The organism is Streptomyces sp. NPDC087859, from assembly GCF_044742595.1.
Lineage (GTDB): Bacteria > Actinomycetota > Actinomycetes > Streptomycetales > Streptomycetaceae > Streptomyces > Streptomyces canus_F.
In genome coordinates this window covers 358,983-385,708 of sequence record NZ_JBIUUU010000005.1, presented here as the reverse complement: position 1 = coordinate 385,708, position 26,726 = coordinate 358,983, and the positions used below count along the sequence as shown (strand labels likewise).

General features: G+C 70.1%; 18 protein-coding genes and 2 pseudogenes. 8 read left to right on the top strand and 12 right to left on the bottom strand.

Features of this window, described 5'->3' with window-relative positions; translation table 11 throughout:
- The first annotated feature begins 307 nt into the window (after positions 1–307).
- A complete protein-coding gene (locus ACIOHP_RS14365) occupies positions 308–1,093 on the top strand; it encodes a class I SAM-dependent methyltransferase (RefSeq protein ID WP_401887141.1) in 786 nt (261 codons plus the stop codon).
- Positions 1,094–1,407: 314 nt separating this feature from the next.
- Positions 1,408–1,530 carry a hypothetical protein gene (locus ACIOHP_RS14360; RefSeq protein WP_401887138.1) on the top strand — a complete coding sequence of 41 codons (123 nt, stop codon included), beginning with the start codon at positions 1,408–1,410 and terminating at the stop codon, positions 1,528–1,530.
- A gap of 295 nt (positions 1,531–1,825) precedes the next feature.
- On the opposite strand, the gene ACIOHP_RS14355 is transcribed toward ACIOHP_RS14360, so the two are convergent.
- On the bottom strand, positions 1,826–2,140 hold the full coding sequence (locus ACIOHP_RS14355) for a hypothetical protein (RefSeq protein WP_401887135.1): 315 nt from the start codon (positions 2,138–2,140) through the stop codon (positions 1,826–1,828).
- Between the two features lie 250 nt (positions 2,141–2,390).
- On the opposite strand from ACIOHP_RS14355, the gene ACIOHP_RS14350 reads away from it, so the two are divergent.
- Positions 2,391–2,846, top strand: a complete 456-nt coding sequence (locus ACIOHP_RS14350) for a VOC family protein (protein ID WP_401887133.1) — start codon at positions 2,391–2,393, stop codon at positions 2,844–2,846.
- A gap of 49 nt (positions 2,847–2,895) precedes the next feature.
- Here ACIOHP_RS14350 and ACIOHP_RS14345 read toward each other — a convergent pair.
- The 6 genes and pseudogenes from ACIOHP_RS14345 to ACIOHP_RS14320 all read right to left on the bottom strand — a co-directional run.
- Positions 2,896–3,042 (bottom strand): annotated as a pseudogene (locus ACIOHP_RS14345) (IS3 family transposase); the annotation flags it as partial.
- Positions 3,043–3,342: 300 nt separating this feature from the next.
- Entirely contained in the window at positions 3,343–5,079 is a 1,737-nt protein-coding gene (locus ACIOHP_RS14340; protein WP_401887130.1) for an amylo-alpha-1,6-glucosidase, read from the bottom strand.
- A 36-nt stretch (positions 5,080–5,115) separates the two neighbouring features.
- A complete protein-coding gene (locus ACIOHP_RS14335) occupies positions 5,116–5,940 on the bottom strand; it encodes a carbohydrate ABC transporter permease (RefSeq protein ID WP_401887127.1) in 825 nt (274 codons plus the stop codon).
- Complete coding sequence (locus ACIOHP_RS14330) at positions 5,937–6,920, bottom strand: carbohydrate ABC transporter permease (protein ID WP_401887123.1); 984 nt, start codon at positions 6,918–6,920, stop codon at positions 5,937–5,939. The genes ACIOHP_RS14335 and ACIOHP_RS14330 overlap by 4 nt, the downstream gene beginning before the upstream one ends.
- A 20-nt stretch (positions 6,921–6,940) precedes the next feature.
- Entirely contained in the window at positions 6,941–8,188 is a 1,248-nt protein-coding gene (locus tag ACIOHP_RS14325; RefSeq protein WP_401887121.1) for an extracellular solute-binding protein, read from the bottom strand.
- Positions 8,189–8,364: 176 nt separating this feature from the next.
- Entirely contained in the window at positions 8,365–9,378 is a 1,014-nt protein-coding gene (locus ACIOHP_RS14320; RefSeq protein WP_401887118.1) for a LacI family DNA-binding transcriptional regulator, read from the bottom strand.
- Positions 9,379–9,787: 409 nt separating this feature from the next.
- Here ACIOHP_RS14320 and ACIOHP_RS14315 point away from each other — a divergent pair, with 409 nt between their 5' ends.
- Positions 9,788–13,441, top strand: coding sequence for a LamG-like jellyroll fold domain-containing protein (locus ACIOHP_RS14315; RefSeq protein ID WP_401887115.1), 3,654 nt, complete (start codon positions 9,788–9,790; stop codon positions 13,439–13,441).
- Positions 13,442–14,002: 561 nt separating this feature from the next.
- Here ACIOHP_RS14315 and ACIOHP_RS14310 read toward each other — a convergent pair.
- Positions 14,003–15,988: an SMI1/KNR4 family protein gene (locus ACIOHP_RS14310; protein ID WP_401887112.1), complete on the bottom strand. Its 1,986-nt coding sequence runs from the start codon at positions 15,986–15,988 to the stop codon at positions 14,003–14,005.
- Between the two features lie 52 nt (positions 15,989–16,040).
- The gene (locus tag ACIOHP_RS14305) at positions 16,041–17,657 is read right to left on the bottom strand and encodes a M48 family metalloprotease (protein WP_401887110.1); all 1,617 of its coding nucleotides are present in this window, start codon (positions 17,655–17,657) and stop codon (positions 16,041–16,043) included.
- A gap of 140 nt (positions 17,658–17,797) precedes the next feature.
- Between ACIOHP_RS14305 and ACIOHP_RS14300 the strand changes: the two are divergent.
- Positions 17,798–18,269, top strand: a pseudogene (locus tag ACIOHP_RS14300) (XRE family transcriptional regulator); the annotation flags it as partial.
- A gap of 277 nt (positions 18,270–18,546) precedes the next feature.
- Here ACIOHP_RS14300 and ACIOHP_RS14295 read toward each other — a convergent pair.
- A complete protein-coding gene (locus ACIOHP_RS14295; protein WP_401887108.1) occupies positions 18,547–20,817 on the bottom strand; it encodes an MMPL family transporter in 2,271 nt (756 codons plus the stop codon).
- A gap of 175 nt (positions 20,818–20,992) precedes the next feature.
- Here ACIOHP_RS14295 and ACIOHP_RS14290 point away from each other — a divergent pair, with 175 nt between their 5' ends.
- The 3 genes from ACIOHP_RS14290 to ACIOHP_RS14280 all read left to right on the top strand — a co-directional run bounded on the left by ACIOHP_RS14290 (position 20,993) and on the right by ACIOHP_RS14280 (position 23,590).
- Complete coding sequence (locus tag ACIOHP_RS14290; protein WP_401887105.1) at positions 20,993–22,165, top strand: sensor histidine kinase; 1,173 nt, start codon at positions 20,993–20,995, stop codon at positions 22,163–22,165.
- Positions 22,140–22,802 (top strand): response regulator, encoded by a 663-nt coding sequence (locus ACIOHP_RS14285; protein WP_401887103.1) that lies wholly within the window; start codon positions 22,140–22,142, stop codon positions 22,800–22,802. The genes ACIOHP_RS14290 and ACIOHP_RS14285 overlap by 26 nt, the downstream gene beginning before the upstream one ends.
- Positions 22,803–23,272: 470 nt before the next feature.
- Positions 23,273–23,590, top strand: coding sequence for a hypothetical protein (locus ACIOHP_RS14280; RefSeq protein ID WP_401887100.1), 318 nt, complete (start codon positions 23,273–23,275; stop codon positions 23,588–23,590).
- Between the two features lie 64 nt (positions 23,591–23,654).
- Here ACIOHP_RS14280 and ACIOHP_RS14275 read toward each other — a convergent pair whose 3' ends face one another.
- Both ACIOHP_RS14275 and ACIOHP_RS14270 read right to left on the bottom strand, forming a co-directional pair.
- Entirely contained in the window at positions 23,655–25,436 is a 1,782-nt protein-coding gene (locus tag ACIOHP_RS14275; protein WP_401887097.1) for an acyl-CoA dehydrogenase, read from the bottom strand.
- Between the two features lie 313 nt (positions 25,437–25,749).
- Positions 25,750–26,718 carry a hypothetical protein gene (locus ACIOHP_RS14270; RefSeq protein WP_401887095.1) on the bottom strand — a complete coding sequence of 323 codons (969 nt, stop codon included), beginning with the start codon at positions 26,716–26,718 and terminating at the stop codon, positions 25,750–25,752.
- Between the last annotated feature and the right edge of the window lie 8 nt (positions 26,719–26,726).

Here is a 26,726-nt window from a genome sequence, read left to right as displayed (position 1 = left end):
CGAGAGCTGCCCCTGTCTGATGATCAGCAAATGCGCCCGCTGAACTGGCCGCGAGCGAAAGCTGACTGGCCGCTGACACACCGCTGGAAAACTCGTCGAAATAGTTTCCCCGGCACGGCCGAGGATGGTCCCGTCCTGCTCCCTGATGGGTGCTTGGGCGCATGCCGGGTGGGGGTCTGGACTGGATTCCTTCTCTCCCTGCTACGAGGGCCGCGGCAGTCCACTTCACCCCATCGCCCTATCCGGTCTGACCTGGCCTCGATCCCTCGCCGTTCCTACCATCGATCCCGGTCGAAAGGGGGACCGGATGGGCCGGACCGTACGCACCGTCGAGGACCTTCTCGCACTCCTGGACGGACTCTTCACCTCCCCATCCGAGGCCGCCCATTCGACGACCGGCGACGGCAACGACTTCTGGGACCGCTTCTACGCCGACCGGTCAAGGCCCGTCCCGTTCTTCGCGGCGAAGCCGGACGAGAACCTGGCCGCCTACCTCGACCAGGGCCTGATCCCTCCCGGCCGAGCACTGGACCTGGGGTGCGGGCCGGGCCGCAATGCTCTGTACCTCGCCGCGCGCGGCTTCGCGGTGGACGCTGTCGACCTCTCTCCCATGGCCGTGGCCTGGGGCGAGGAGCGGGCCCACGCGGCTGGCGTCGATGTCCGCTTCCTGCGCGGTGACGCGTTCGCGCTCCCCGCCCGCGAGTTGAGCGGCCCGTACGACTTGGTCGTCGACTCAGGATGCTTCCATCACCTACCGCCTCACCGCCGGATCAGTTATCTGGCCCTGCTCGACCGCGTCCTCGCTCCTGGCGGCCACTTCGCCCTCACCTGCTTTGCCGCCGGCGAGGCGGGCATGGGGTCGGAACTCACCGACGCTGACCTCTACCGTGGACGCGAGCTGCAAGGCGGCCTCGCCTACACACCCGCATCACTGCGCTGGATCTTCTCTGAGCTGGCAGAAGTCGAACTGCGCCGCATGCGCGAACAACCCCCTGAGTCAGCGCTGTTCGGCGTGACGTTCCTGTGGACCGCGTTGTTCCGCCGGGGTGCGGCCGCGGCAGGCCACATCGGGCCTGTCCACAACGGCACGTAGACGCCGGGCGCGAGGTGGTGGGGTCGCCAGATTCAGCCGCAGCACGGTCGAGCTGCGGATCCGCGCTGTCGGGTACGGGGTCACTGGGAGGGTGTGAGCGGGGATCGGAGGCCGAGCCACTGCTCGGCGTCCCAGGCATGAAACCGCTCCACCACGCTCCCGAGCCAGGGCCCGGTAGGTCAAGGCTTCGCTCACCGTGCGCGATGCCACCGAACTCGTCGCCCGCGGCGGCGGGCCCTCCCACGCGGGTGCGGCGTGGTGGGCCGCGGAGGCGGGCCGGGGGGTAGGCCTGGGCGGCTCGCAGGCGGGCGGCGATGATCGCGCCGACGGAGGTGCGCACCGGCTGCGGCAAGGGCCGTCATCGACCCCGAGAAGCCGACGGAGTGTTGCTCTCCGCACTGATCTTCTCCTGCGGCGAGACGGGGGTCGCGACCTGACGGTCCACCCACCGACTGGCGTCCACCGGCTCTTCCCCGCAGGCGAGCGATCCATTCGCTCGTGCAGGACGACGAGGTCGTGGCCCCGGTGACCGGTGAGAGGGCCCGGGGGCGAGGAGTTCACCCGGGATGAGTCGATCGCCCCAGGCAGCTTGACCAGGACCGCGCTACCGATCACCACAGCTGCCCGTCGACGCTCACCCCAGGCTCCCAGCCCCGAGCTATGACGGAACTCTGTGAGGCCAGCTGGAGCCGCAGCCGCTTCAGCTTCCCCGCGTCCCCTCGATCTTCACTGTCACCGCGGGCAGCCCGATCCGGACACGATCTGCTTGGCCTGCATCGGCCCCGACGCGTCCGCGATCACCTCCACGATGTCCTGGTACACGTCCGGCAGCACGTCCGTCGTGAGACCTTGCCGCCAGTGCGGCACCATGATCGCCCCCACCACCCGCACTTCGGGCTCCACCTGCGTCTGTGGCGCCACCGGCTCCCGCATGGGCGCAGTCTCGGCCACGTCCTGCCCGGACAGCTCGGCGAGCACCGCGGCCACCGTCTCGCGCGCCGCCCGCAGCCGCGACGCCTCCCGCTCGCCCTCAAGACGCGCGGTCAACTCGGCGATATCTGCCTCGAGTTACTCCACCCGCGCACGGGCCGCCACCTCCCGCGCCCCCCAACTCCTCGATCAACGACACCGTCGACCCCCTACTTCATCCGCCACAGCAGAAGGACGCCTACCCCACCCACACCGTCAACCGGCGTTCTCCCAGCTCAGAGCTAACCTTAAAGAGAGTCAACACCCAACGCAGTTCGGCGCCGCCCCGGTAAGCCGCAGCCCCGCAGGCGGCCGGTAGTGTTGGCCGGTGATCACCAACCCGAAACTCCAGTTGACCATCGACTGTGCCGAGCCGGAGCGACTCGCGGCGTTCTGGTCCGCAGCGCTGGGCTACGAAGTGGAGCCGCCACCAGCGCCCTTCGCCAGCTGGCGCGCGTACTGGTTGGACCAGGGCTTGCCAGAGGAGGAGCTGGGCACGGGTGACTGCAGTGACTCCGTCGTCGATCCACAGGGCGTCGGACCGCGGATTTGGTTCCAGCAGGTGCCCGAGCCGAAGGCCACCAAGAACCGGCTCCACCTCGACCTCGGCGTGAGCGGTGGGCGCGGCGTCCCGTTCGCAACCCGTAAGGAGCGTGTCCTTGCCAAGGTGGCGCGGCTGGAGAGCGCTGGTGCGTCCCGGCTACGCGTCGAGGAATCGGAGGAATCGGGCTCCTGCTTCGTCGTCATGCAGGATCCGGAGGGCAACGAATTCTGCGTTCACTGAGCTCAGCGCCGGCGGTCTCCTTCGCAGCGCGTTCAGCATCGCCCCTTCTGGACCAGCCGACGACTTTGTGGCTGAAGCAGTCCAGCACAGTTGCGAGATGGAGGAACTTGCCGCCTGCGAGCGGGAGATACGTGATGTCGCCCATGTACTTCCGTCCCGGCCCGGAGCCCGTGAAATCCCGCTGGAACAGGTCCGGGACCCAAGAGGTCCCTCTCAGCGTGAAGACCGTGACTGCCGGGGAAGCCGGACGTCATGGCGGAGAAGCGACGGAAGTTTGATCCGGCCTTCCGTGAGGGTGCGGTATGGATCGTGGCGGAGACCTGGAAGCCGGATCGCCGAGGTCACCAATGACCTGGGCACCAACGAGTGCACGCTGACCAGCCGTCCGGTGCGGGTGGCGGATCTGGGGAGCGTGGAGTGCGACGTCGTTGTGCGGCTCCTGGTGAGGGGAAGGACTGGGCTCCGTACGGCCTCGGGGCTGTACGGAGCCGGCCGGTCAGCTGCCGTCTCGGCGTGCGTATGCCTGTGCGAGAAGGAGGTAGCTGCTGGCGGTCCAGGTGTAGGCGCGGTCGCGCAGGCCCGTGCCGGTGAGGGCGTCGAAGTTCTCGGCGAAGCCGTGGGTCTCGCACAGGGCGCGGAAGCGGGCGCTGATGTCGTCGGCCAGTCGGTCGTGGCCGGCGCGGCGCAGGCCGTCCTCGACGAGGACGGTGGCGGGGGCCCAGATCGGGCCGCGCCAGTAGCCGTCGGCCAGGTAGTGCGGTGAGGTGGGCTGTTCGGTGGCCAGGCCGTACGGCGTGAGGTGGGCCTTGATGCGGTCGGCGAGCGTACTGGCGATGTCGGCGGGCAGGTGCTCGCCCAGCGCGATGGGCATCAGGTCGAGGAGGCTGGCGCTGCTCCAGGTCTCCGCGGAGCCGGCCGAGCGGGCGACGAACCTGTCTTCGGTCCAGAGCTGGTCGAGTAGCGCGGTCTGCATCTTCTCGGCCGCGGCGTGCCACCGGCTCGCTTCGTCCGGTCTGTTCAACTCCGTCGCCACTGCGGCGAGTTCGTGCATCTGGAGGGTGAGGAAGGCGGCCAGGTCGGCGGTGACGACCACGCGTGCGGGGTCGAAGGTGGTGGCGTTGTCCCAGCCGCTGTCGTTGCCGTGCTGGTAGTGGGGCAGGTCGGCGCCGGGGGCGCGGCGGGCGGTGAGCCAGAAGCCGGTCCAGCGTTCCAACCGTTCGTACGCCGCGGTCAGTTCGGCCCGGTCGAGAGGTGTGGGCAGCATGCGGCGCAGGTGGCCGAAGGCCCAGCCGTGGATGGGCGGCTTGACGAAGTTGTAGAGGACCTCGGAGTGGGTGACCGAGTCCGGCAGGGCGCCGCTCTCGTCCTGGTGGTCGAAGGGCAGGTGGAACTGGTCGCGGGCCAGTTCGGGGCAACCGGAAGCGAGGGCAAGGGCGTTGAAGCAGTGGTCCCAGCTCCAGACCTTGTCCATCCAGTGCTTGGACATCAGCACGCCGGGCCGGGTGACCAGGCCCTTGGCCGCCACAGTCGCCGACCATACGACGTAGGCGGCGAGTTCGGCGGCCGGGGTGGCGGCCGACCGCCAGGGTGCCACCGCGTCGACGAAGGCGGCGAAGACGCTCCGCGCGGCCGCCACGACCTCGTCGAAGGACGCCGAGGAATCGTAGGGCGGGCGGGCGGTGTCGAGTTCCTCGATCGCGATCTCCCAGACGCCGTCCGCCTGCGCGGTCATGACGACCCCGCGCTCGGCACCGCCCAGGGCCTGGGTTCCGGCCGTGCGGGCGATCGTGCCGGACAGCACGGTGACGCGGTAACGTCGTCCGGTCTCGTAGGAGGTGAACACGTGCGCGTTCGCCGCCGGGTCGTGGAAGAAGTACGTCCCGCTGAACGGGGTCAGGACGTGCGCGGCGGCGAAGACGCCGAGGTCCAGGCCGCTCCCCCGCAGCCGTACGGTGTCCGGCGTCTCATAGGCGAGGTCGACGCGTCCGCTCTGGGCTGTCCAGCTCAGGAGGCCCGGTGTCGCCTCGACGCGGGTCTCCGCGCGGGCGGCCGAAGTCGTGTGCAGGGGGGCCAGTCGCAGGACGGCGTGCATGCCGTTCTGGTGCGAGACGAGGTGGAGGTCCTCGGCGTAGGTCTTCTCCGCGATCACGGGCGAGATGTCGAACCAGGATCCGTAGGTGCTGAACGGGATGTCGTGGACGCAGAAGGCCGGGCCGGCAGGGGCGGCGGTCATGGGGCGTGACTCGTTTCTCGAGCAGGGGGTGGGGTCTCAGTCCTTCACGGCACCGGCGGTCACGCCGGCGGCGACGTAGCGCTGGGCGAGGACGAGGATGACCACGGCCGGCAGGGAGGCCATCACCGCGGTGGCCATGATGGCGTTCCACTCCTGGTTGTTGTTGCCGATGTAGTGGTAGATGCCGAGCGTGATCGGCTCGTGGGTGCCGCCGTTGACCAGGGTGCTGGCGAAGATGAAGTCGGACCAGGACCACAGGAAGGCGAACAGGGACACCGTGACGACGGCGTTGCGGCTGATCGGCAGGACGATGGACCAGAAGGTGCGCAGGGTCTGGGCCCCGTCCACCTGCGCGGCCTGGAGCAGCTCGCCCGGAATGCCGGACATGAAGGCGGTGAAGATCAGGACCGCGAAGGGGACGGCCAGGGTGGAGTCGGCGACGATCAGGCCGGGGACGGACTGGAGGAGGCCGAGTTGGAGGTAGATGGCGTAGAAGCCCATCGCCATGATGATGCCGGGGATCATCTGGGCGGCCAGCAGGACGAAGCTCAGGATGCCGCCGCCCCGTGGGCGGAGCTTGGCCAGGGCGTAGCCGGCGGGGGCGGACAGGGCCACGGTCAGGACGACGGTGCCCAGGCCGATGACGAGACTGGTGCCGAGGTAGGGCAGTTGCTCGTCGAGGACGGTGCGGTAGCCGGCGAGGGTGCCGTGGGTGGGGAACAGGTCCGGCGGGCTCTTGCGCATGTCCTGGTCACGGGTGAAGGACACGTTGATCATCCAGTAGACCGGGAAGAGCATGATCGCGGTCAGCAGGACGCCGATCGTGGTCTTCGCCCACGTACGGCTGCGGGTTCGGCTCATGAAAGCGCCTGCTTTCTCTGCGCCCGGACATAGACCAGGCCGAAGACCAGGGCGGCGACGACGAGCAGGTTGCCTACTGCCGCTCCGGGGCCGAAGGCGGGCAGAAGGTTGCCGAAGCCGAGCTGGTAGGACCAGGTGGCGAAGGTGGTGGAGGAGTCGGCCGGGCCGCCTTTGGTCATGATCCAGATGATGTCGAAGACCTTGAGGGTGTAGATCAGCCCCAGCAGCAGGGTGATCGCGGACACCGGGCGCAACAACGGGAAGGTGATCCGCCAGAACCGCTGCCAGGCGTTCGCGCCGTCGATGGCCGCCGCCTCGTACAGCGAGGTCGGGATGGACTGGAGGCCGCTGTAGAGCACGACCAGGTTGAAGGGGACGCCGATCCAGATGTTCGCGATGATCACCGAGGTCAGTGACCAGGACGGGGAGGTCAGCCAGTTCACCGGGTCGAACCCGAGGCCGCTCAACAGGGCGTTGACGATGCCGGAGTCGCTGTTGAGCATCCACGACCAGGTGGACGCCGAGACGATCAGCGGCAGCAGCCACGGGACCAGGAACAGGGCGCGGAGTGTGGCCGAGAGCCGGAAGTTCTGGTGGAAGAAGACCGCGAGGGCGAGCCCGATGGCGTACTGGAAGATCAGGCATACGGCGGTGAACACCACGGTGTGCAGCAGGGCCGGTGCGAAGGTCGCATCGTCGAGGATCTTGCGGTAGTTGTCCAGGCCCGTGAACGGCGCGTTGCCCTGGACGAAGGAGCGGACGGTGTAGTTGCGCAGGCTCAGGTCGAGGTTGCGGTAGAGGGGATAGGCGTAGAAGAGGGCGAGGTAGAGGGTCACCGGGGCGAGGAAGCCCCAGGCGGCCCACTGGGTGGAGGCGGGACGGCGGCGTGTGCCGTTGCCGTCCGGGGGCGGGGCGGCGGCCGCCCCGCCCTTTCGGACGCCGTCGGACCGGTGGTCCGGCAGCTGTGTCGTGTGATTCATCAACGGCCCTTGTGGTCGGGCTACTTGGCGGCGGACTGGGCCTCGGACAGGGCGTCCTTGGGCGACTTGGAGCCGCTGAGGGTGGACTGGACGGCCTTCCACAGCTGCTCGGAGATCTTGGGGTACTTGGTGCCCAGGTCGTCGCTGGTGCGTCCCTTGGCGGCCTTGACCGCGTCGACCCACGGCTTCAGGTCGGCGTTCGCGGCCACCTGCTTGTCCTGGACCTCGCTGGTGGGGGCCACGTAGGACAGGGTGGTGTCGGTGTTGTAGAGGTTGTCGCCGCTGGTCAGGCAGGTGACCAGCTTCTGGGAGGTGGCGTAGCGGCCGCTGTCGTCCTGGACCGGGATGGTGACGAACTCGCCGCCGGTGGGGGCCGCCGCGCTGCCGCCCGCGGCGGCGGGGATGGGCAGCACGCCGAAGTCGAATCCGGCCTTCTTGGCGCCGGCGAGCTGCCAGGTGCCGTTCTCGGCGAAGGCGTAGTCGCCGGTCGCGAACTCCTGCCAGCTGGTGGTCTGGGTGTTGTTGAGGACGGAGTTGGGGGCGTAGCCGTCCGACAGCCAGTCCTTCCAGAGCGTCAGTGCCGACACGGCCTGCGCGGAGTCGAGTTCGGTGAGCTTGGCGTCCGCGCCCCAGAACCAGGGCAGGAACTGGAAGCTGCCCTCCTCGGTGCCGATGGCGGAGAAGGTGATGCCCTTCTTGCCGGCCTTCTTCACCTTCGCCAGGGCGGCCGTCAGCGACGGCCAGTCCTTGATCGAGGCGACGTCGACGCCGGCCGCCTTCAGGACGTCCTTGTTGTAGTAGAGGGCGAGGGTGTTGGCGCCGATCGGGGTGCCGTAGGTCTTGCCGCCGGACTGGCCGGCCGCGAGCAGGTTGGGGTCGACCTTGGAGGTGTCCAGCTTGTTGTCGTCGGTCGTGGTGAGCACGCCTGCCTCGGCCATGGTCGACACCACCGGGTTGTCGACGATGAGGACATCCGGGGAGTTGCCCTGCTGCGCCGCCAGCAGGGTCTTGTTGCCCAAGTCGCTCGTGTCGAAGGCGGTCCGCTTGACCTTCACGCCGGCCTCGGTGCCGCACTGGTCCAGCAGCTTCGCCCAAGCCGAGGTCTTGTCGAACTGCGGGTAGGGGTCCCAGAGGGTGTACGTGCCGCTGCCGGCGTCCTTGCTGTCGCTGCTTCCGGAGCCGGAGGAGCAGGCGGTGGCGGTGACGGCCACGGCGAGGGCGGTCACGGCCGCGGCGGTCAGACGGCGCTGTCTGGAGAAGCTGTTCATCGCGAGGATTCCTTTGTTCTGGGCATGCGGGTGCCGAGGACATGGGGTGTCGAGGGCAAGGGGGTGCTCAGGGCACGGGGTGGTGGGCAAGAGCGGCCACGGCGAATGGCCCGGTGAGCGGTCCGGACGCCCGGTGAGTGAGGTGAAGTGGGGTGAGGTGAACTATGCGGGTGTGGTCAGGAGGCGGTGCCCGGCCCGGTGCTGGCCCGTAGGGAAATGGGCGGTGTCAGGAGATGGTGCCGGGGCGGCGCGTCGGGATGGTCGAGCCGCTCCACCAGTAGGTCGACGGCGAGCCTGCCCATCTCCTCCGCCGGTACGTCCGCCGCGGTGAGCTGCGGGGTCACCGTCTCCGCCCACCGGCCGGCGACGACTCCGGTGACGGAGAAGTCGCGCGGCACATGGCGGCCCGCCCGCGCGAGCCCCCGGTACAGCCCGCCGAGGGCGGCTTCGTTCAGGGTGACCAGCGCCGTGGTGGCGGGGTCGTCGTGCAGGATACGTTCCACGCAGGTCTGACCGGAGGCGGCGTCGTCCCCGCAGCAGTACGTCCGGACGGTGAGCCCGCGTTCGGCGGCGGCCTTGGTGAAGCCGTCCAAGCCGCGGTGCGCGGACTCGTACCCGGCCCGCAGCAGCTGCTCGGGCCGGTTGACGAAGGCGATCCGGCGATGGCCGAGGTCCGCCAGGTGGTGCACACATGCCGCCGTCAGTGCGGTGTGGTCCAGGCCGACCCACCAGCTGCCCTCCGGGTGGGCGGTGCGGCCGATGGCGACAGAGGGGAAGTCCAGCTGGGCCAGGTGGTCGGCCCGGTCGTCCTCGAGCCTGATCTCCATCAGGATCGCGCCGTCGACCCGTCGCTCCCCCAGCAGCCGCTGGAACGAGCGGTCACTGTCCACACCGCTCGGGGAGAGCAGCACGTCGTAGTCGTAGGCTGCCGCGGCCTCCACCACGCTGCCGATGAAGTCCAGCTGCATCCCCGTGTAGTGGTTCCCGGCCGGGGGGAACACCAGGCCGATGGTGCTGGTCCGCCCGTTGGCCAGGGCACGCGCACTGGCGTTGGGCCGGTAGCCCAGTTCGTCGATGACCTCCTGGATCTTCCGGCGGGTGTCGTCCGAGACCGGGCGCTTGCCGCTCAGCGCGTACGAAACGGTGCTCCGCGAGACACCGGCCCGCCGGGCGATCTCACCGATGTTCACGGGTGGCTCCTTGCTCGAACCGGTTCGGCTCCTCGGTGGAGACCGTACCCGCCGGTCGTGAGAGTAGAGGGTGGAACGTCTAGCGAAAGCCGATCGTCGAACCGGTTCGCGTGAAGTGAACGTAGGAACAAGCCGAACCCCTGTCAACACCCCCGACAGCACTTTCCTGCCCGCCAGAAAGCCGGATTTCTTCGGGCCCGGGGGATTGCTGGCCAGGAATCCCGGTGCTAGCTTCCCCGAACCGGTTCGATGAAGTGATCCTTCCGACGACCCCACGCCGGTTCCCCGCCTTCCTTTGCAAGCACAGAGGCCGCCACCCCCTGCCCGCCGAGCGAGTCCCCCACTGCCCCCCACCCCATGATCGAACCGGTTCGACGCACCCGACACTCCAGGATTGAGGACGCAATCCATGCCACCCGCTGACAGATCAGCCCGGCGCCGGGCTCCGGCCGCCGTGGCACTGGCCCTCGGCGCCGGCCTGCTGGCCGCGCCCGCCGCACCCGCGCAGGCGGCCGAGACGCCGCAACCCATCGCCCACTACACCTTCGACGTGGACGATCTCGCCTCCGGGAAGATCACCGACACCTCCGGGAACGGCCTGACGGCAACCCTGGTGAACGGCTCCACCGCCCAGTCCGTCGACGGCGCGACCGGCGGCAAGGCGCTCGCCCTGCCCGGCGGCACACCCGACTCCAACGGCGCCTACGTCCGCCTCCCCCGCGAAGTGCTCGGCGACGCGGCCGACTTGACGGTCTCCGCCCGCGTGAAGTGGAGCGGCGACAAGTCGTCCTGGCAGCGGATCTTCGATCTGGGCACCAACACCACCAAGTACCTCTTCGCCACCCCGTACAACGGCAACGGACTGCTCCAGACCTCCGTGACCACCGGCGGAGGGGGCGCGGAGGCACAGGTGCGCGGCTACGCGCCACTCCCCGCCGACCAGTGGCGGACCGTCACCGTCACCCTCGACACCACCGCCAAGCGGCTCACCACCTACCTCGACGGCGTGGCGGTCTCCTCCACCGCCACCAGCATCAAGTCCAAGGACGTACTGGACGCTTCGGCCACCGCCGCCGGGTACATCGGCAAGTCATTCTGGCCGGACCCGCTGCTCAAGGGCGCGGTCGACGACTTCACCGTCTGGCACACCGCGCTCAGCCCGGAGCAGGTGGCCGGCACCGTCGGAACCGTACCGACCCTCCAGGAGCTGTCGAAGACGTCCTTCGAGGTCCGCACGACGACCGGAACCGCCCCAGCCCTGCCCGCCGCCGTCCGCGCCTCCTTCTCCGACGGTTACGACCGCGACGCGCCGGTCACCTGGGACGCCGTACCGTCCGACGAGTACGCCCGGCCGGGCACGTTCACCGTGGCCGGAACCGCGGCCGGGCGCGCGGTGAAGGCCACCGTCACCGTGGTCCGCGAGGGAGCCCTGACCGTCGACCTCGCCTCGGACACCGGCGCGTTCCACGGCGGCGCCTCCGGCACGCTCTACGGCGTGTACGGACCGGACGTCCCCACCAACAACCTCATCGAGGGCATGGGCCTGCGCACCGTCTCCACGAAGGCCCAGGACGGCCCGCAGCACCCGGGCGCCGACGCACTGGAGGTGGTGAAGCCGCTGGCCGACTCCACCGACGGGGACGTCTACATCTACATGACCGACATCCACCGCGGCTTCCCCTACGAGTGGCCCGGCGACACCCCCGCGCAGAAGCTGAAGCTGTACGAGGAGAAGATCGCCAAACAGGTCGACCAGGTGCTGAAACTGCCCGAGCAGTACCAGGACAACATCGTCTTCGTGCCGTTCAACGAGCCCGAGGGCAACATGTTCGGCACCGGCGACTGGAGCTACAACAAGGTCAGTTGGCTCAACGACCCCGACGACTTCTTCGCCGCCTGGGACTCCGCGTACAAGCTCATCAAGGGCAAGATGCCCAACGCCCGCATCGCCGGCCCCAACACCAGCGTCCTGTACGACCAGGTGAAGGGCTTCCTCACCCACTCCCTGGCCGCCGGCACCCTCCCGGACGTCATCACCTGGCACGAGCTGAGCCACCCGGAGGCGGTGCGCCAGAGCGTCGCCAAGTACCGGACGTGGGAGAAGGACCTGTTCAAGGGGACCTCCCGCGAGGGCACCCAACTCCCCATCAACATCAACGAGTACGCCTTCAACTACCACACCTCCGTCCCCGGCCAGATGATCCAGTGGGTGTCCGCGATCGAGGAGTCCAAGGTGGACGCCGACATCGCGTACTGGAACATCGACGGCAACCTCTCCGACTCCGCGGTGCAGTCCAACCGCGGCAACGGCCAGTGGTGGCTGCTGAATTCCTACGCCTCGATGAGCGGGCACACGGTCGCGGTGAACCCGCCGTTCCCCGGCCAGAACTACACCATGCAGGGTGTCGCCACCCTCGACGAGAAGAAGAAGCAGGCACGCCTGATCTTCGGCGGCTCCACCGGCAAGGGCCACATCACCTTCGCCGACGTCCCGAAGAAGGTCTTCGGCAAGAGCGTGCACGCCTGGGTCCGCGAGATCGACTGGAGCGGCCAGATCGGCGACAACTCCGGCCCGAAACTGCTCACGGAGACAAACCTCAAGGTCGGCGCCGACGGTACGGTCAACGTCGACTTCGGCGACGGCACACTGCCGACACTGAAGGAGTCGTCGGCGTACGAGATAGTCCTGACCCCGGACGGGGAGGCGAAGGGCACGCAGACCGCGCCCGTGCGCTGGCAGGGTTCGTACGAGGCCGAGGACGCGGCACACACCGGGTCCGGCTACTCCAAGAACGGTCCGGAAGGCTCGACGAGTGACGTGTCGAAGTTCTACACCTCCGGCGGATACGACGTGGGCGGCCTGCGCACCGGCTCCGACGTCACGCTCGACTTCACCGTGGACGCCCCCGAGGACGGCACCTACGACCTGAGCGTCTTCGCCAACTCCCTCAACACCTTCGACAAGGTGAAGGAACAGGGCCCCACCAACGTCTTCCTCCGGGTCGACGGCTCCACCGACACCGAGCAGGAGTTGTCCATGCCGCTCGGCTACAAGTGGGTGGTGTGGGACCACACCGACACCAAGGTGAAGCTGACCAAGGGCAAGCACACCCTGACGCTCGCCGCCAAGAGTCTGGACGGCAAGCGGGTCACCAAGGGCGACGCCATCGTGGACCGGCTCACGCTGTCCCTGCCGAGCGCGGCTGCCAACACCCAGGTGTACGAGGGTGAGTTGGCCTGGGTCGGCGGCGGCGCCCGGCCCGTGTACGACCTGCCGAAGCGGGCGGCCACCGGATCGGGCGCGGCCCGGCTCACGAAGGGCCAGACGGCAACGTTCTGGGTCTACTCCCCCGCCGACCGCGAGGCCACCCTCACCATCGACACCCTCAACGGGGCGAACGGCCGCGTCTCGGTCAACGGACACGAGGTGCTACGCCTGTCCAAGGACCGGCGTGCCGTGGCGGTCTCCCTCTCGGGCGGCGTCAACAAGGTGACAGTGACCGGTGGTTCGGCCCCGACGCTCGTCGACCGGCTCACGGTCACACCCACCGAGGGCGCGCTGCCGGTGCGCACATACGAGGCACAGGACGCGGCGCTCGCCGGTACGGCGAAACTCGCGCCACTGTCGCTCGCCACCGACGGTACGGCGATCACCGGCATCGGCGGCGACCCGGGCAACGGCAACACGGCGACGTTCACGGTCACCGCGGACAAGCCCGGTCTGTACGCGCTGCGCATCCGCTACTCCAACCCCGAGCAGTCCGAGGCCACCCACTACAACCCGGACCCGCTCGCCCGGCACGCGGACATCTCCGTCAACGGCGGCGCGATCCAGCGGGTCGGCTTCCCGCACACCTTCCACCAGAACGACTTCTGGCAACTGACCGTCCCCGTCCAGCTGAAGAAGGGACAGAACACGATCTCCTTCCGGTCCGAGGAACTGCCGAACTTCGACGGCACGACATACGCCTCGGACACCTTCCCCGGCGTGCTGCTGCGCTCGCGCTACGCCCCGCTGATCGACCGGATCACCGTGGCGCCGTACGCACGGGAGGTGCGCTGAGGAAATGACCACCGGCGGCGACGCGAGGCACACAACGCCCAGGTAGCGGGGCGCCCTCTCCCCACGCCCCGCTCCACAGGTACGCGCGCTTCGCCGCCGGTGCGCACACCAGACGCCCGGTTCGGCCTTCGTCGGCGGAACCGGGCGTCCGCCATGGCCGGACCGGACGCGGCCCGTCGTCCCCCGATCAGCACACCGGAGCCAAGGCTCCGGCGTGCCCGCGCATCTGCTCTGCATACCCGGATGCCGCACCGCACTTGGCCTCCGTCCACCGGGTTCGTTGACGCATCAACACCTTCATCGTGCGCTATGCGGTGACGCGTCGCCGCCCCAGGGAGGGGGCGGCATTCGCACGCCCTCGGCGCTGCGGCGATGGCGGTTGTCACAATCGCGAGCCCGGCGGTGTCTCATGCCCGACAAGCAAACGTCCAAGGAGGACACCATGGCACCACGCGTTCCGAAGGCGAAGCTCCCCACCGCGCTCAGCGACAACATGATCAAGCAGCTCGGTGCTGTGGCCGAGCCCGTCGAGGGGCACCGCGCCAACCCCCGGGCCGCCTCTCACCTGGTCCCCGGCCCGCCCTCTCGCGCCCCCGCCTCGTCCACCGGGGGCGTGTCTCCCCAGCCCAACCGGATCACCGCGTATGTCTCGCCGCTCTTCGGCGGACGCGTCCAGGAACGGGTGGTGAACGTGTGCAGCCGCCCGTTCACGATGGCGTGCCGTGGCAGTGACGCGCCGAACTCCTCGGCAACGGCCTCCAGCAGCGACCGCTCCGCCCCGGGCCCGTCGGCCTCCGCGGCTCCGACGAACCGGGCCGGCTCCAGGAGGCGAGGTATCTCCCCGCTCCGCCGTAGCTCGCCGTCCGCGTAGGTGAACGCGTACTCCTCGGCACCGTCCCGGGCGACGGACAGGTGGAAGAACGGCTCCCGGTGCGGTTCCCTGAGACCGCTCCACACCACCACCGCGCGGGTGCCCGAACTGGCGCTCTCGGCAGGGGAGGTGAACCTCTGCGGGTGGAACGGCGCGGGTTGGCCGTCGAAGGCGAAGCTCCAGCCGACGCCGGCCCGGCCGACCGCCATGAGGGCCTTGTCGTCGAAGGAGGAGAACTCCCTCTGATCGCGGACCGACCTGCGGCGGGCTTCCCAGAGGGTCATGGGTGACTCCAGCACGGTCGCGTGCTCGTCTTTATTGCCGTGGTTGTGCTCGTGCCCGTCCGCCAGGCGTTGGGCCAGTTCCTGTGGCTCCACCCCCTCCACCAGGACGAACCGGTAGGAGGTGCGGTTGTTGCCCGGGTCCGGCACGGCGAGCCAGGCCATGCCGCTCGCGTCGAGGCCGTCTGTCGGACTCGGCGGGTCACCGACCTGTCCCGCTCTCGGTGTGGACAGCAGCTGGCGCCCCCGCTCCGGGGTCAGCAACGGTCCGAGCACGGGGTCGGCCACCCATCCCAGCGGTGCCAGGTGGTCGGGTCCCAGTGGCTCCCACAGGGGAAGTGCCGCCGTCAGTTTCCACCAGGCTCCGTCGGTGTCGCCCCACCGCGCCAGCTCCCGTGCCTGCTCGACCGCCTCGCCGAACGGTCCTGTCGCCGTGTACCGGTACGTGCCGGCGCGCACCTGCTCCAGAGTCGCGTACGCCTGTGCCACCAAGGCCTCGTCGGCGCCGCGGAGAGAGAACATCAACGTGGAGTCGTCCCGGTACGAGTGCGCCGCGTGCTCCGCGACCAGCGACGGCAACAGCTCGGCCGCGTACCGCGGGTCCGTCACCAGGCCGTCGAAGGACACCCCGGAGGCCTGGCCGAGCAGACGTCGGATCTGGTCGCCCAGCCCGACGGCCCGCGGCCGGCCGTACGCCGTGGCCTCGTCCAACTGCTGCACGGCCCCTTCCCAGTTGCCGCGCAGCGCCTCCAGCCGGGCCGAGTCCACCAGGTCGTCCAGCTCGCGCGTGGTGTCGTTGACGAACTCCGGCTGCTCCTTGCCGCGATGGGACCGCAGGCTGTGGAACTCGCGGTACATCGCCCGCATGAACTCCAGGAAGTTCCCCAGCCGTTCCGGTGGGGCGGCCCGCCAGCTCGCCCAGGTGTAGACGGCCCACTCACCGTCCTCGTCCACCTCGTCGGGATCCAGGAGAACATAGGTGGCGTCGGACTCGACGTCCAGCTGGAGCCCGCGCCGCCACAGCTCCGCCTCCTGCCGCTCCTCGGGGTCCGCGTCCTCGTCCAGGTACTCCTCGAAAAGATCGGCGAGACCCGACTCGTTCTCGTGCCAGTGCACACTCTCGGTGCCCGCCAGCAGCCACACGAACCCGCCCGCGTGCCCCCATCCGTCGGTGACCTTGAGGAACTCCCGGTACGACGGGGGCATCCGTCGGCCCAGGCGTTCCTCCATGGCCGCGATGTGCTCCTCGGAAGCGGGCGGGAACCCCAGCCACCGCGCCTCCCGCGCGGCCTCGTCGTCCCGGCCGCGCGTCTCGTCGTCCGATAGGGAGTCGGCCCACTCCTGGCTCCACCGGAGCAGGAAGGAGCGCCAGTCGAAGGCTGTGGTGTCCGTCATGGCTCCGATGCTGTCACCCGCCGCTGACAACCGGGCGTGCCCGCAAGCCCGTTCAGGCCGGCGCGTGGTGGGACGAGGTGAGCAGGGCGCGCAGGGGTGCGGTGTCGGGTGTGTCGGCGACGGCTGCGTCGATGGCGTCGTCCATGGCTTTCTCCCACGACTCGGGGAGCAGTAGTCCGGGCTGCCCCGACCAGCCGATGTCCGGCTTGGCCTGCCCGGACTCGGCGAGGCGCAGGTGGACCAGGCCCGCGAGGCCGTCGAAGATCCTCGGCCGGATGAAGTTGCGCGCGGACTGCCCGACCAGTCGTGTCGCCTGGTGCGGCTTGGGCATCCGGTCGGCGACCTCCGGCCAGAGCAGGCCGCGGTCGAACGCGTCGAGAATTTCCTCCAGGCCGGGCAGGAGGTCGTCGGTCGCCTCGCCGGTGGCGCCGTCCCGGCGTACGGAATCCGTCACCGCGCCGCCCGCTTCCTGCACCGAGGACCGAAGCGTCCTGGCCACGGCGAGCCGCAGCGGTTGGGACCAGCCCTCTGCGTCGGCGAGCGCGCGGGACATGACCAGTTCGTCCCAGCTCTCGCGCCGCAACAGTGCCGACTCCTGGGGCAGCGTGCGCGCCTCCAGTGCGGTGAACAGGCGGTCGGCGTCGCGCAGGAGGGCGAGGCCTGTGGGCTCATCGGCCGGTTCATCGGGCCGGTCGTCCGCCGGGAGCTGTTCGAGCCGGGCGATGCGTTCGGCTGTCGGGGGGTGTGAGTCGTACGGGTGCGGTCGCGGCGAGCGCTGTCCGGCGGAGAGGGCGACGAGCTGTTCGCCGGTGCGCGCGGCGAGCAATCGGCGGAACCCGCCGTGCACTTCGCCCGCAGGCGGGAGCGCACCCAGCGAGGTGCCCATCGCGAGGTATGTCTCCAGGTAGTGGGTGTGAGCGCCGGTGAGCACCGGAAGGGCGCGTAGCGCGGCGACCGTCGTGTCTCGACCGGCGTGCCTGGCCGCCATCCGGTCCGCCGCGAGCTCCTGGTGGCGAGCCACGGACTGGGTGGTCCGCAGATACATCCGGGCGTAGCCGACGTACAGGGCACCGATCGCCTGATGCAGCGTGGTGCTGCCTTCCTGGAACGACTCCACCGTCTGCAGGAGTGCCGCGCGGCCGCGCATGGTGACGCCTCCGAGCCGGGTGTCGAGGTTGCCGTAGTGCCCGAACTCGTGGGCGAGGACGGCGCGCAGCTGCGGGACGGTCAGTCCGGCGAGCAACGGTAGCCCCAGATACATCCGGCGTCGTCCGTGCAGCAGTCCGAGCATGCGGCTGTGTTCGGAAACGCCCGCGTTGACCTCGGCGACGAGGTAGAGCTCGTCCGGCGGCCGCTGTCGCGTGACCTCGGCTGCCGCCCGTACCTGTTCCCACAGCCCGGGCTGGTCCTCGGGGGTGACCGCCACTCCCTCCGGGACCGGCCCCAGCCGCCCGGCCCGCAGGAACGTGAACAAGCCACGCACAATCGCCGCGGACAGCAGCACGGTGACGATCAGCACCGTACCCCCGATCCACGCCGCCCTCTCGGCGACCGGGTGGGTCAGCACCAGCCAGTCGAGCACGGCCATGGCCGACAGCAGTGCCAGGCCCATGAGGAAGAAGCCGAGCAGCAACGCGAATGCGCGGACGGCACGCAACCGAAACGTCATCGAGAATTCCCCACCCACCTGGTTCACCTGCCCGAATGGGCCGGGAGCGCTCGGGATACTACCTGCGGCCTGCCGACCCGCGTTCACCGCGGTTGTCGCGTGGGCCGGGAAATCACCGTCCGGCCAGGGGGTGCGGTGACAGCGACCACCGCCACGGCGGACAACTCGGCGCCGAGCAGCGGGCCGCCGTCCTCGCCGACGAGGCGCTCAACGCCCACAACGCGGGCAGTGCCACCCAGCGGGTACGTGGCAAGCCTCTACGCCCCAGCAGCCGCCTTCCGCTCCTCCACGACGTGGGCCGCCATCGACGGCCGGCGCTACGACGTCGCCACGGTGCGCATGCGCGAGGCCCAGGCCCTCGCCGGGATGTCCGGCGACCAGGCGATCAAGTTCGGCATCTGGAGCCACGCCAGCACCATGTACCGCCACATGGGCCGACCCGCCGACGCATTCGCCGCCAACGACGTCGCCCGCAACCACCTCACCCGCCGCGACCCCCTCTTCGCCCCCCTCGGCCTGGCCCGCCAGGGCGCCATCCACGGCGCGGCCCAAGACCGCACCGGCACCCGCCGCGCCTTCGAACAGGCCCAGGACGCCATGCTGCGCGCCGACGTGGACGCTGCTCTTTGAGAGTCGATCTCTTGTCGGTGCCTCTCCTCAGCCGTATGGGTTCGGTCGGTGGGCCTGTCCCTGGTCAGCATCGACGCCACCACCGCCCGAGCCCACCACGAACAAGGCGGACTCGTCCCGCGGAACCCGCACCCGGTTTCGCCTGCGCGCCTCGATGATCTGGATCAAGGGCCTCATCAGGACCACCCGATGATCACGACTCGATATGCCCCTAGTGACGCGCTGAGGTGCCGGACCCCAAGGGCGGCCAGGAGTCGAGTCAACGGTCAACCAGCCGTGGACGCGGGGCCTCACCCATGGATTCCGCGTCGGTGTCGTCGGTGCCGACCGGGCCGCGGGGAAGCATCCGGTCCAGCCACTTCGGCAGCCACCAGTTGGTCCGGCCGAGGAGTGTCATGGTCGCCGGTACCAGCACCATGCGTACGACCGTGGCGTCGATGAAGATCGCGGTGGCCAGGCCGAGCCCGAACATTTTGGTGGAGGGGTCCTCGGCGACGGCGAAGGACAGGAAGACCGCCACCATGATGAGGGCGGCCGAGGTGATGATCCGGGCGGTGCGCGAGATGCCCTCGACGATCGCCGTGCCGTTGTCGCCGGTGCGCAGGTACTCCTCACGTACGCGGGAGAGGAGGAACACCTCGTAGTCCATCGACAGGCCGAACAGGATGGCGAAGAGGAACATCGGGATGAACGACACGATCGGAACCGTCGCTTCCAGCCCGATGAGTGCGCCTCCCCAGCCCCACTGGAAGACCGCCACCATGATGCCGTAGGACGCGCCGATGCTCAGCAGATTCAGCAGTACCGCCTTGAGCGGTACGAGGATCGAGCGGAAGACCAGCATCAGCAGCAGGAACGACATCGCCAGCACGGCGGCAACGAACGCCGGCAGCCGTTGGCTGGTGCGCTGTCCCACATCGGACAGGCTCGCGGCGGCGCCGCCGACGTGGGCCCTGGCCGGGCCGTGCCCGATCGCCGCGGGCAGCACGTCGGTGCGCAGCCGGGCGATGGTGTCGGCCGTGGCCTTGTCCTGAGGGCTGGTGGTCGGGAACACCACGAGGGTCGCGATGCCGGTGGCCCGATCGATGTGCGTCGGCGCGACGGATGCGACGCCCGGATCCGCCGCGACCGTTGCGACGAGACGGTCCACCACTCCCGGATCACCGGCGGGGTCCGCGGCGATGACGAGGGGACCGTTGGTGCCCGGGCCGAACCCCTCGGCGACGAGGTCGTAGGCCCGGCGCTCGGTACGGCTGTCGGGCAGTGAGCCGTCGTCGGGCAGGCCGACGCGCAGGCCGAGCACGGGCAGCGTCGCCGTCAGCAGCAGCCCCGCCGCGCCGACCGCGTACGGCACCGGGTGCCGACTGACGTGCCCGATCCAGCGACGCCACCCGGCTGCGCGGCCGGCGCCTGCCGCCTCGTCCCGGCGCCGTGCGAGTCGGCCCAGCTTCCTGGTCTGCAAAGCCCGGCCGATCCGGCCGGCCCGGGCCAGGCGCGGGCCCGCCGCGCCGAGGAAGGCCGGCAGCAGCGTCACCGACGCGAGCACCATCGTCAGGACGACGACCGAGACGGCAACCCCGCCCACCGTCATGAACGGCACGTTCGCGACCGCCAGGCCGAGGATCGACACAACGACGGTTCCGCCCGCGAAGACCACCGGCCGCCCCGCCGTTGCCACCGCTCGTCCGGCCGCCGCCTGCGGATCGAGCCCGCACGCGAGGTACTCCCGGTGCCTGGCGAGCACGAACAGCGCGTAGTCGATGCCCACTCCGAGCCCGACCATGCTGCCCAGGACCGGTGCGAAGGTGGGGACCTCTGTCACCCCCGCCAATACCGTCATCGTGGCGACCCCGACGGTCAGTCCGAAGACCGCCATGCCGATCGGCAGCGCGGCGGCGACGAGCGAACCGAACGCCAGGAACAGGATCGCGGCCGCGGCGAGGAGACCGATCAACTCGCTGACGCCGCCGCCGGGTTCGGAGAAGGCGAAGAAGAGGCTCCCGCCCATCTCGATGCGCAGCGGCAGTTCGGCGCGCAGCCGGTCGCCGAGATCGACGAGGGCGTCGAGGTCTTCGGCCGACAGCCGGCTCTGGTCGGGATACTGCACCCGGACGACCGCGATCCGCCCGTCGGCCGAGACAAGGCCGCCGCGCACGGTGGTGTCCCCGCGTGCGTCGAGTGCCCCCGCCGGGTCGCTCGTGCCGAGCACGTGCGGCAGCCCCTTCACCTCGGTCTGCAGCCGCGTGAGAGCGGTGCGCGCGCCGTCGTCGTCGAAGAACGTCGCACCGTCGTCGAGGGGGGTGACGACCACTTGGGCGGTCATCCCCTCCTGGCCGGTGCCGGCCCGCTCGATCAGTTCCGCGGCCCGTTGGGAGTCCAGTCCCGGAGCGGTCATCGAGTCCGCGGTCCGCCCGCCGAAGGCGACGGCGGCGAGGACGGCGAGCGTGGCGGCGACCAGCCATGCCGCGATCACCCGCCAGGGATGGCGGGCGGCGCCTGCGCCCAGGCGCAACAGGGCTTTCGAGAGCATCGGGTCCTCCAACCACCGTGTCGGCCGTCCTTGTACGGCCGCCGATGCCGAGGCTCGTCGCCACGGCGTTCCGCGGCATCGGCCCGCGGGCCGCGGATCCGTCGGCCCCAAGGCGGAGTGACAACCCGTCCTTTCGGCTGATGCGCGGCACGCCGCGATCCCTAGGCTGAGAACCGTGCTCCGAGACGACCTGCGAACCCTGTGGACCGAACCCCGGCCGCCCGCCGCGCCCGCCCGGGTGCGGCGGGACTGGGCGCTGCTCGCCGCGGGCCTTGCCGGTGTGGCCCTGGAGGCCGCCCTGCGCGAGAACGTCGTGTGGCGGCCGGTGGCGGTGGTGTTCGCCGTATGGCTGTGCCTGCTGCTCCTGTGGCGCCGGACCCGCCCGCTGGCGATGGTGACGCTGGCATTCGGCTCGGTGGTCCTGCTTCAGGTGGCCTCGCTCGTCGCCGTACCGCGCGAGCCCGTCGGCCTGTACACCGGCGTGGTCGTGCTCGTGCTGGTGTACGCGCTGCCCCGGTGGGGATCGGGACGCGAGATCGTGCTGGGCGGCACGGTGATCCTCGCGGCCGGCGCGCTGTGTTCCGTCACGGACGAGACCCCGGTCCTCGAAAACGTCGTGGGCCTCGTCTTCCTGCTGCTGCCCGGCGTGGTCGGGGCTGCGGTGCGGTTCCGGGTGACCGCTCGCGACCGGCAGTTGGAGCAGGTGCGCTCCCGCGAGCGCGAGCAGCTCGCCCGGGAACTGCACGACACGGTGGCCCACCACGTGTCGGCCATGGTGATCATCGCCCAGGCGGGCCGGGTGCTCGCGGGCCCCGACCCGTCCGCCGCCGTCCAGGCGCTGGAAGGGGTCGAGGAGGAAGGGGCACGCACGCTGGAGGAAATGCGCGCCATGGTCGCCGCGCTACGCGACCGCGGGGTCGGCGCCGAGCTGGCGCCCCCTGCCGGAGTCGCGGATCTGGAGCGCCTGGTGCGCACCCCGAGTGCTCGCCTCCGAGTCGACCTGGGGATCGACGACGAACTGGACGCGCTGCCCCCGGCCGTGGACGCGGCCGTCTACCGCATCGTGCAGGAGTCGGTGACCAACGCGCTGCGCCACGCGGTCGACGCGACCGAGCTCGTCGTTCGGATCGCCGCGCAACGGCACACCGTACGGGTGAGCGTGCACGACAACGGCCGGCGCACCGGCCGGGGTCGCGACGGATACGGACTTACCGGACTGCGCGAGCGCGCGACCCTGCTCGGCGGCACACTACGAGCCGGCCCGGGTACCGACCGGGGCTGGCATGTCGAAGCCGAACTGCCGAGAGCGAGGAGCGAGAGCGGTGTCCATTCGCGTCCTCGTCGCTGACGACCAGACCATCATCCGCACCGGGTTGCGGATCATACTGAACGCCCAACCCGGCATCGAGGTGGTCGGCGAGGCCGCCGACGGGCGCGAAGCGGTACGTCTGGCCCGCGAACTACGCCCCGACGTCTGCCTGTTCGACATCCGCATGCCCGTACTCGACGGACTCGAGGCCACCCGGCTGGTCGCCGGCCCGGGCGTCGCCGACCCACTGGCCGTGGTCGTCATCACCACGTTCGACCTCGACGAGTACGTCTACGGCTCACTGCGCGCCGGCGCCCGCGGATTCCTCCTCAAAGACACGGGACCAGACCTCCTGGCGCAGGCCGTACGGTCGGCGTCCGACGGGGAGGCGCTCATCGCACCCAGCGTCACCGTCCGTCTGCTCCAGACATTCGCGGACCTGCCCGCCGGCCGGCCCGCGGCCCAGCCGGTCGCCCCCGTCACCGCCCGCGAGGAGCAGGTACTCCTCGCCGTCGCCCGCGGGCTGACCAACACCGAGATCGCCGATGCACTGCACATCAGCCTCAGCACAGTGAAGACACACCTGGCCAGCCTGATGGCCAAACTCGGCGCCCGCAACCGCGTCGAGATCGCGATGTGGGCCTATGAAACGCGCCGTATCCTCCCCGGAACCTGACCCGGTAGCCCAGTGCTGCCAGCGCCTTCATCGGATCTGTCGTTCCCACGGGCTCACGTACCGCCCTTCCGAGCAAAGTGTGCCGGGCAGCGCTGTTGAAGTGGGACAGCCACCGTCCCCTGGCCGGCCGCTGGGCCGACGGCCATGTCGCCGTGCGAAGTCGTCACAGCAGCGACTTGAGTGGGGCGTTCCCGGAGACCGGGGAGGCACTCTGCCGGCTGCCGGACGATACGGCGCTCAACTGCGAGCTCAGCGTGTGGGAGGCAGGCCGGCTCGCGTTCGAGCGCCCCCCAGCAGCGCCTGCACCACCACGGTGCGGGCGCGCCTGCGCGGCCGTCGAATTCGTCAGGCTCATCGGCTGGTGCACCGGAGGCGTCCCGTCCACCGCATAGCCGCCACCAAGCCCCGCCGCGGCACCTGAAGTTCCGCCCGCGTGAACCGTCAGGAAGGCGACGAGGTTGGATGGCTTCATGGTGGGACGCAAGCGGCAGAAGAAGAGGCGACTTCCCTCCGGCATGCCCAAGGGCATCGTCCTGCTCGCGACGCCGGAAGGCTGGCGCCACAGTGTCCTCACCGAGGAAGGCGAGATGCTCTGCGGGCGCCTCGCCGAGGTTCCCCTCGACGCCGGACCAGCCGCGGCACGGGCCGCCGCGGAGGCCATGGTGGCAGGACTCGCACACGACTTCCACCAAGAACGCGTCACCGTGACCTGGGATCCGCCCCGGGAACCCGGGTCCTGGACCGCCCAAGTCACCCTTGCTTCGCCCCCGCCGAACACCTGTGACTAAACGACGAGTTCAGAAGCTGCGCACCGCTGGTATTGGCGATGGGCGTGGATCTCTATTGAAGAGATCACGGGGTGAGGGCTGACGACGAGTCGCGGGTGGACGAGGCCTCTGGCGCCAGCATCGGAAGTGATGCCAGGTGCTCCTCCGGAACGTCGAACGCCTCTGTCAGGGCGGCCAGGTGCGGCGCGAGCCTTGCCGTCAGGTCGCGCAGGGTGTCGGGAAGCGCGTGGACCTGTTCGGCGGTGAGAGCTCCTTCGGCCAGCAGGAGTCCGCCGAGCGGGGCCAGCCGGTCCAGCAGGAACAGCGCGCGCAGATCGTCCAGGACCGCGCGGGTGGCCGGGTCGGTGACCTCGGCGCAAGCCGCGGCGAAGGCGTCGGCGGCCTGACCGACCGTGTAGGCCTCGACCAGGGCAAGGGCCGCGGCACTGGCGTGGTTCCAGCGACCGAGTGGGTCGCGCCCGCCGGCGCGCACGTCCCTGCGTGCGGCCAGGTGCCAGTGGCGCTCGGCCACAGCGAGGGCGCGGCGCAGGAAGACGAAGTCGGTCAGCCGCTCTTGGCCGGTCGCCGCTGCCTCCGGCTCCGCGGCGGCCTCCTGGCCGAAGATCATCTCGGCTCCGGCTTTGCACCAGACGGCCAGGTTGTCGCCCTCGGCGGTGATGGCTCCGTCGGCATTGGCGGTGAACTCGGCGAGGCCGTTCACCGGGAACAGTGCGCGGGCACCGCAGCGTTCGCGGCTCTCGATGGTGATGTCGCGGGCCTGCCAGGTGATCCAGCCTTTGGCCATCGCCACCAGCCGTTCCGTGGTGGCCGCATCCGTGGCGGTGTGGCTGATGAAGCGTTCGGTGACCACCCGGTGCAGGAAGGTCATGGCGTACGCGGTGGCCGTGCAGGAGAGCAGCCGGGCGTGGTGGCTGCGGTGCGCGGCCAGCGGGACGCGCTGCCCGGCCACCGGCCCCGAGATATGCCGCAGGCCGGCGTAGCGGACCGCGATCGCAAGCGCTGCGCGGCTGCCTCCCAGGGTGCTCGCGCTCATGCACAGCTTGCCGACCGTCACCCGGCGGATCGCGTGCAGGAACCGTTTGCGCGGGCTGCCCACGGCGCTGGTGAACGTGCCGTCCGCGGCCAGCCGTCCGTGCTCGCCCTGGATCAGGGCCGTGCGTGGCAGACGTACGTGGTCGAAGCTGGTGACGCAGTGGTCCACCGGGCTGCCGATCCGCTCCGGCAGCGTCGTCACGGTGATGCCCGCCAAGGTGCCGCGCCGGTCGCTGAGCGGGGTGAGGAACAAAAAGACGCCCTCGTCCCGGTCGCCGACAAGGAGCCGGGCCGCGACCACCGCAGTCTTCGGCCCGCCCGCGGGGCTGGTGTTGGGCATGTACTTCCGGGCGCCCTCGTGCGGGGTGTGCAGCACGAACTCGTCCCGCTCCCGGTCGTAGCGTGCGACGGTCTCCAGTGCCGCGGCGTCGTTGCCGTGAGCCTGCTCGGTGCACAGGAAGGTGCCGGTGGCCGCCAGGGCGGTGAACTCGGCCAGGTCACGCGCGGGCGACACCTCGTCATCGAGGAGGCTGCCGAGAAAGAGGTTGTAGTGGATGCCGGCCACGGTGGCCGTGGCCCCGTCCACCACCGACGTCCACTCGTGCAGCACGGCCAGCGCCCGCGGGTCCCGGACCAGGTCCTGCACACACAGGACCTCTTCGTTCAGAGCCCGCAGCCGGTCGTAGGACTGCTGCCACCGCTGCTCGACAGACAGGTCGGTGCGGTGACGGAACAGGTCGGTCGAGACCGCCTTGCGCCAGAAGGCATGGAGGTCGGGCCCCGCGTCGCCGTCCCGGAAGAGGATCCCGGTCAACTCATCGAAACGGGGAGCAGGATGCGGACTGCACTGGGGGTACGCGCCGTTATTGATCAACATGCATCGCCCAACGACGCGATCCCCTGTACAGAAACCAGCACAACGTAAACAGCCGGTTAAAGATCACTTACGACGGCAGAAGAGAAGTCCGGGCCGATCCCGCCGGCCCGGCCCGATCAGCCGGCTCGGAAGGCCTTCTACCCGTTCGACGGTTCCCGCTGCCGCGCTCCTCACTCCGGCCCTTGTTCTTGAGGTCGGCGGGACGGGCGATCTCCTCCGCTACGAGCTCACCGCCTGAGCTCCGCACAGGTCAGGAGCGGCAGGCGGTGGCCGGGTCGTCGTGGACGAGCGCGCAGATCATCTGTGCGCCGCGCCCGTGATCGGGGTACTCCGCGAGCAGCTCGGCCTTGAAGTCGTTCCACTGGCGGGTGACCTCGGCGGTGGCCCCGGCCGTCGCGCGGCGGAAGTTGTCGCCGGTCTTCGAGCGGGCGGAGGCGGGGGTGTCCTTGTTCAGGGCACGGTTGTGGGAGACACGACCCTCGCAGTCGGCCGGTTTGACGCCGGTGGAATCGACGTCGGGGTAGCAGCCGGTGGCGAGATCCGAGGGGATACGAGCCCGCGCGTCCCGGGTCCAGTCGGCGTCGTCCATGGCGCTGTAGCGGCGGATGTCGAGGAACGGCGCGAGGCCCGTACGCCCCAGGCCGGGCGGGTTGTCGAGGCCGATCGGGCCGGGGGCCGGCCGGTCGCTCCAGTTGGAGTGCGAGTAGAAGTCCTCGATCTGGTGCCAGCCGCGGCCCAGCTGTTCGAGGACGGCGCATTTGGCTCGCCCGGCCTTCCCGTCCCACGAGCAGGGCGAGGAAAAGTCGCTCTGGTCGGCACGCACCGTGCCGTCGGCGCCGACGAGGCCATCGGCGGCCAGAACGGCGCCGCGGAACCGGGCGACCGAGGTACGGATGCACGCAAGGAGCTCGGTGGTGGCCTCATCCCGGGTGCGCGGGTACCCGGGGGCATAGCGGGGGGCGAGGTAGTCGGCGTTGTCGCAGTGCAGAGGACCGACGTCGAAGTAGGGGCGGCGGTCGTTGGCATTGACCGCCCCGTCGCGGGCGTCGGCCATCGCGGTCAGCGTGACGGGCTCCCAGGGCAGTGCGGCCCGAGTGATGTCCTCGTGGTTGCCACCAGTGAAGGCGTGGGCGGGCCCGCCCGGCACGGCGCTCAGGGCCGCTGCCAGCAGGACCGCGACAGCCGCTGAACGGATCCGTGACAGCGGGATGACAGCCATGCCTCCAT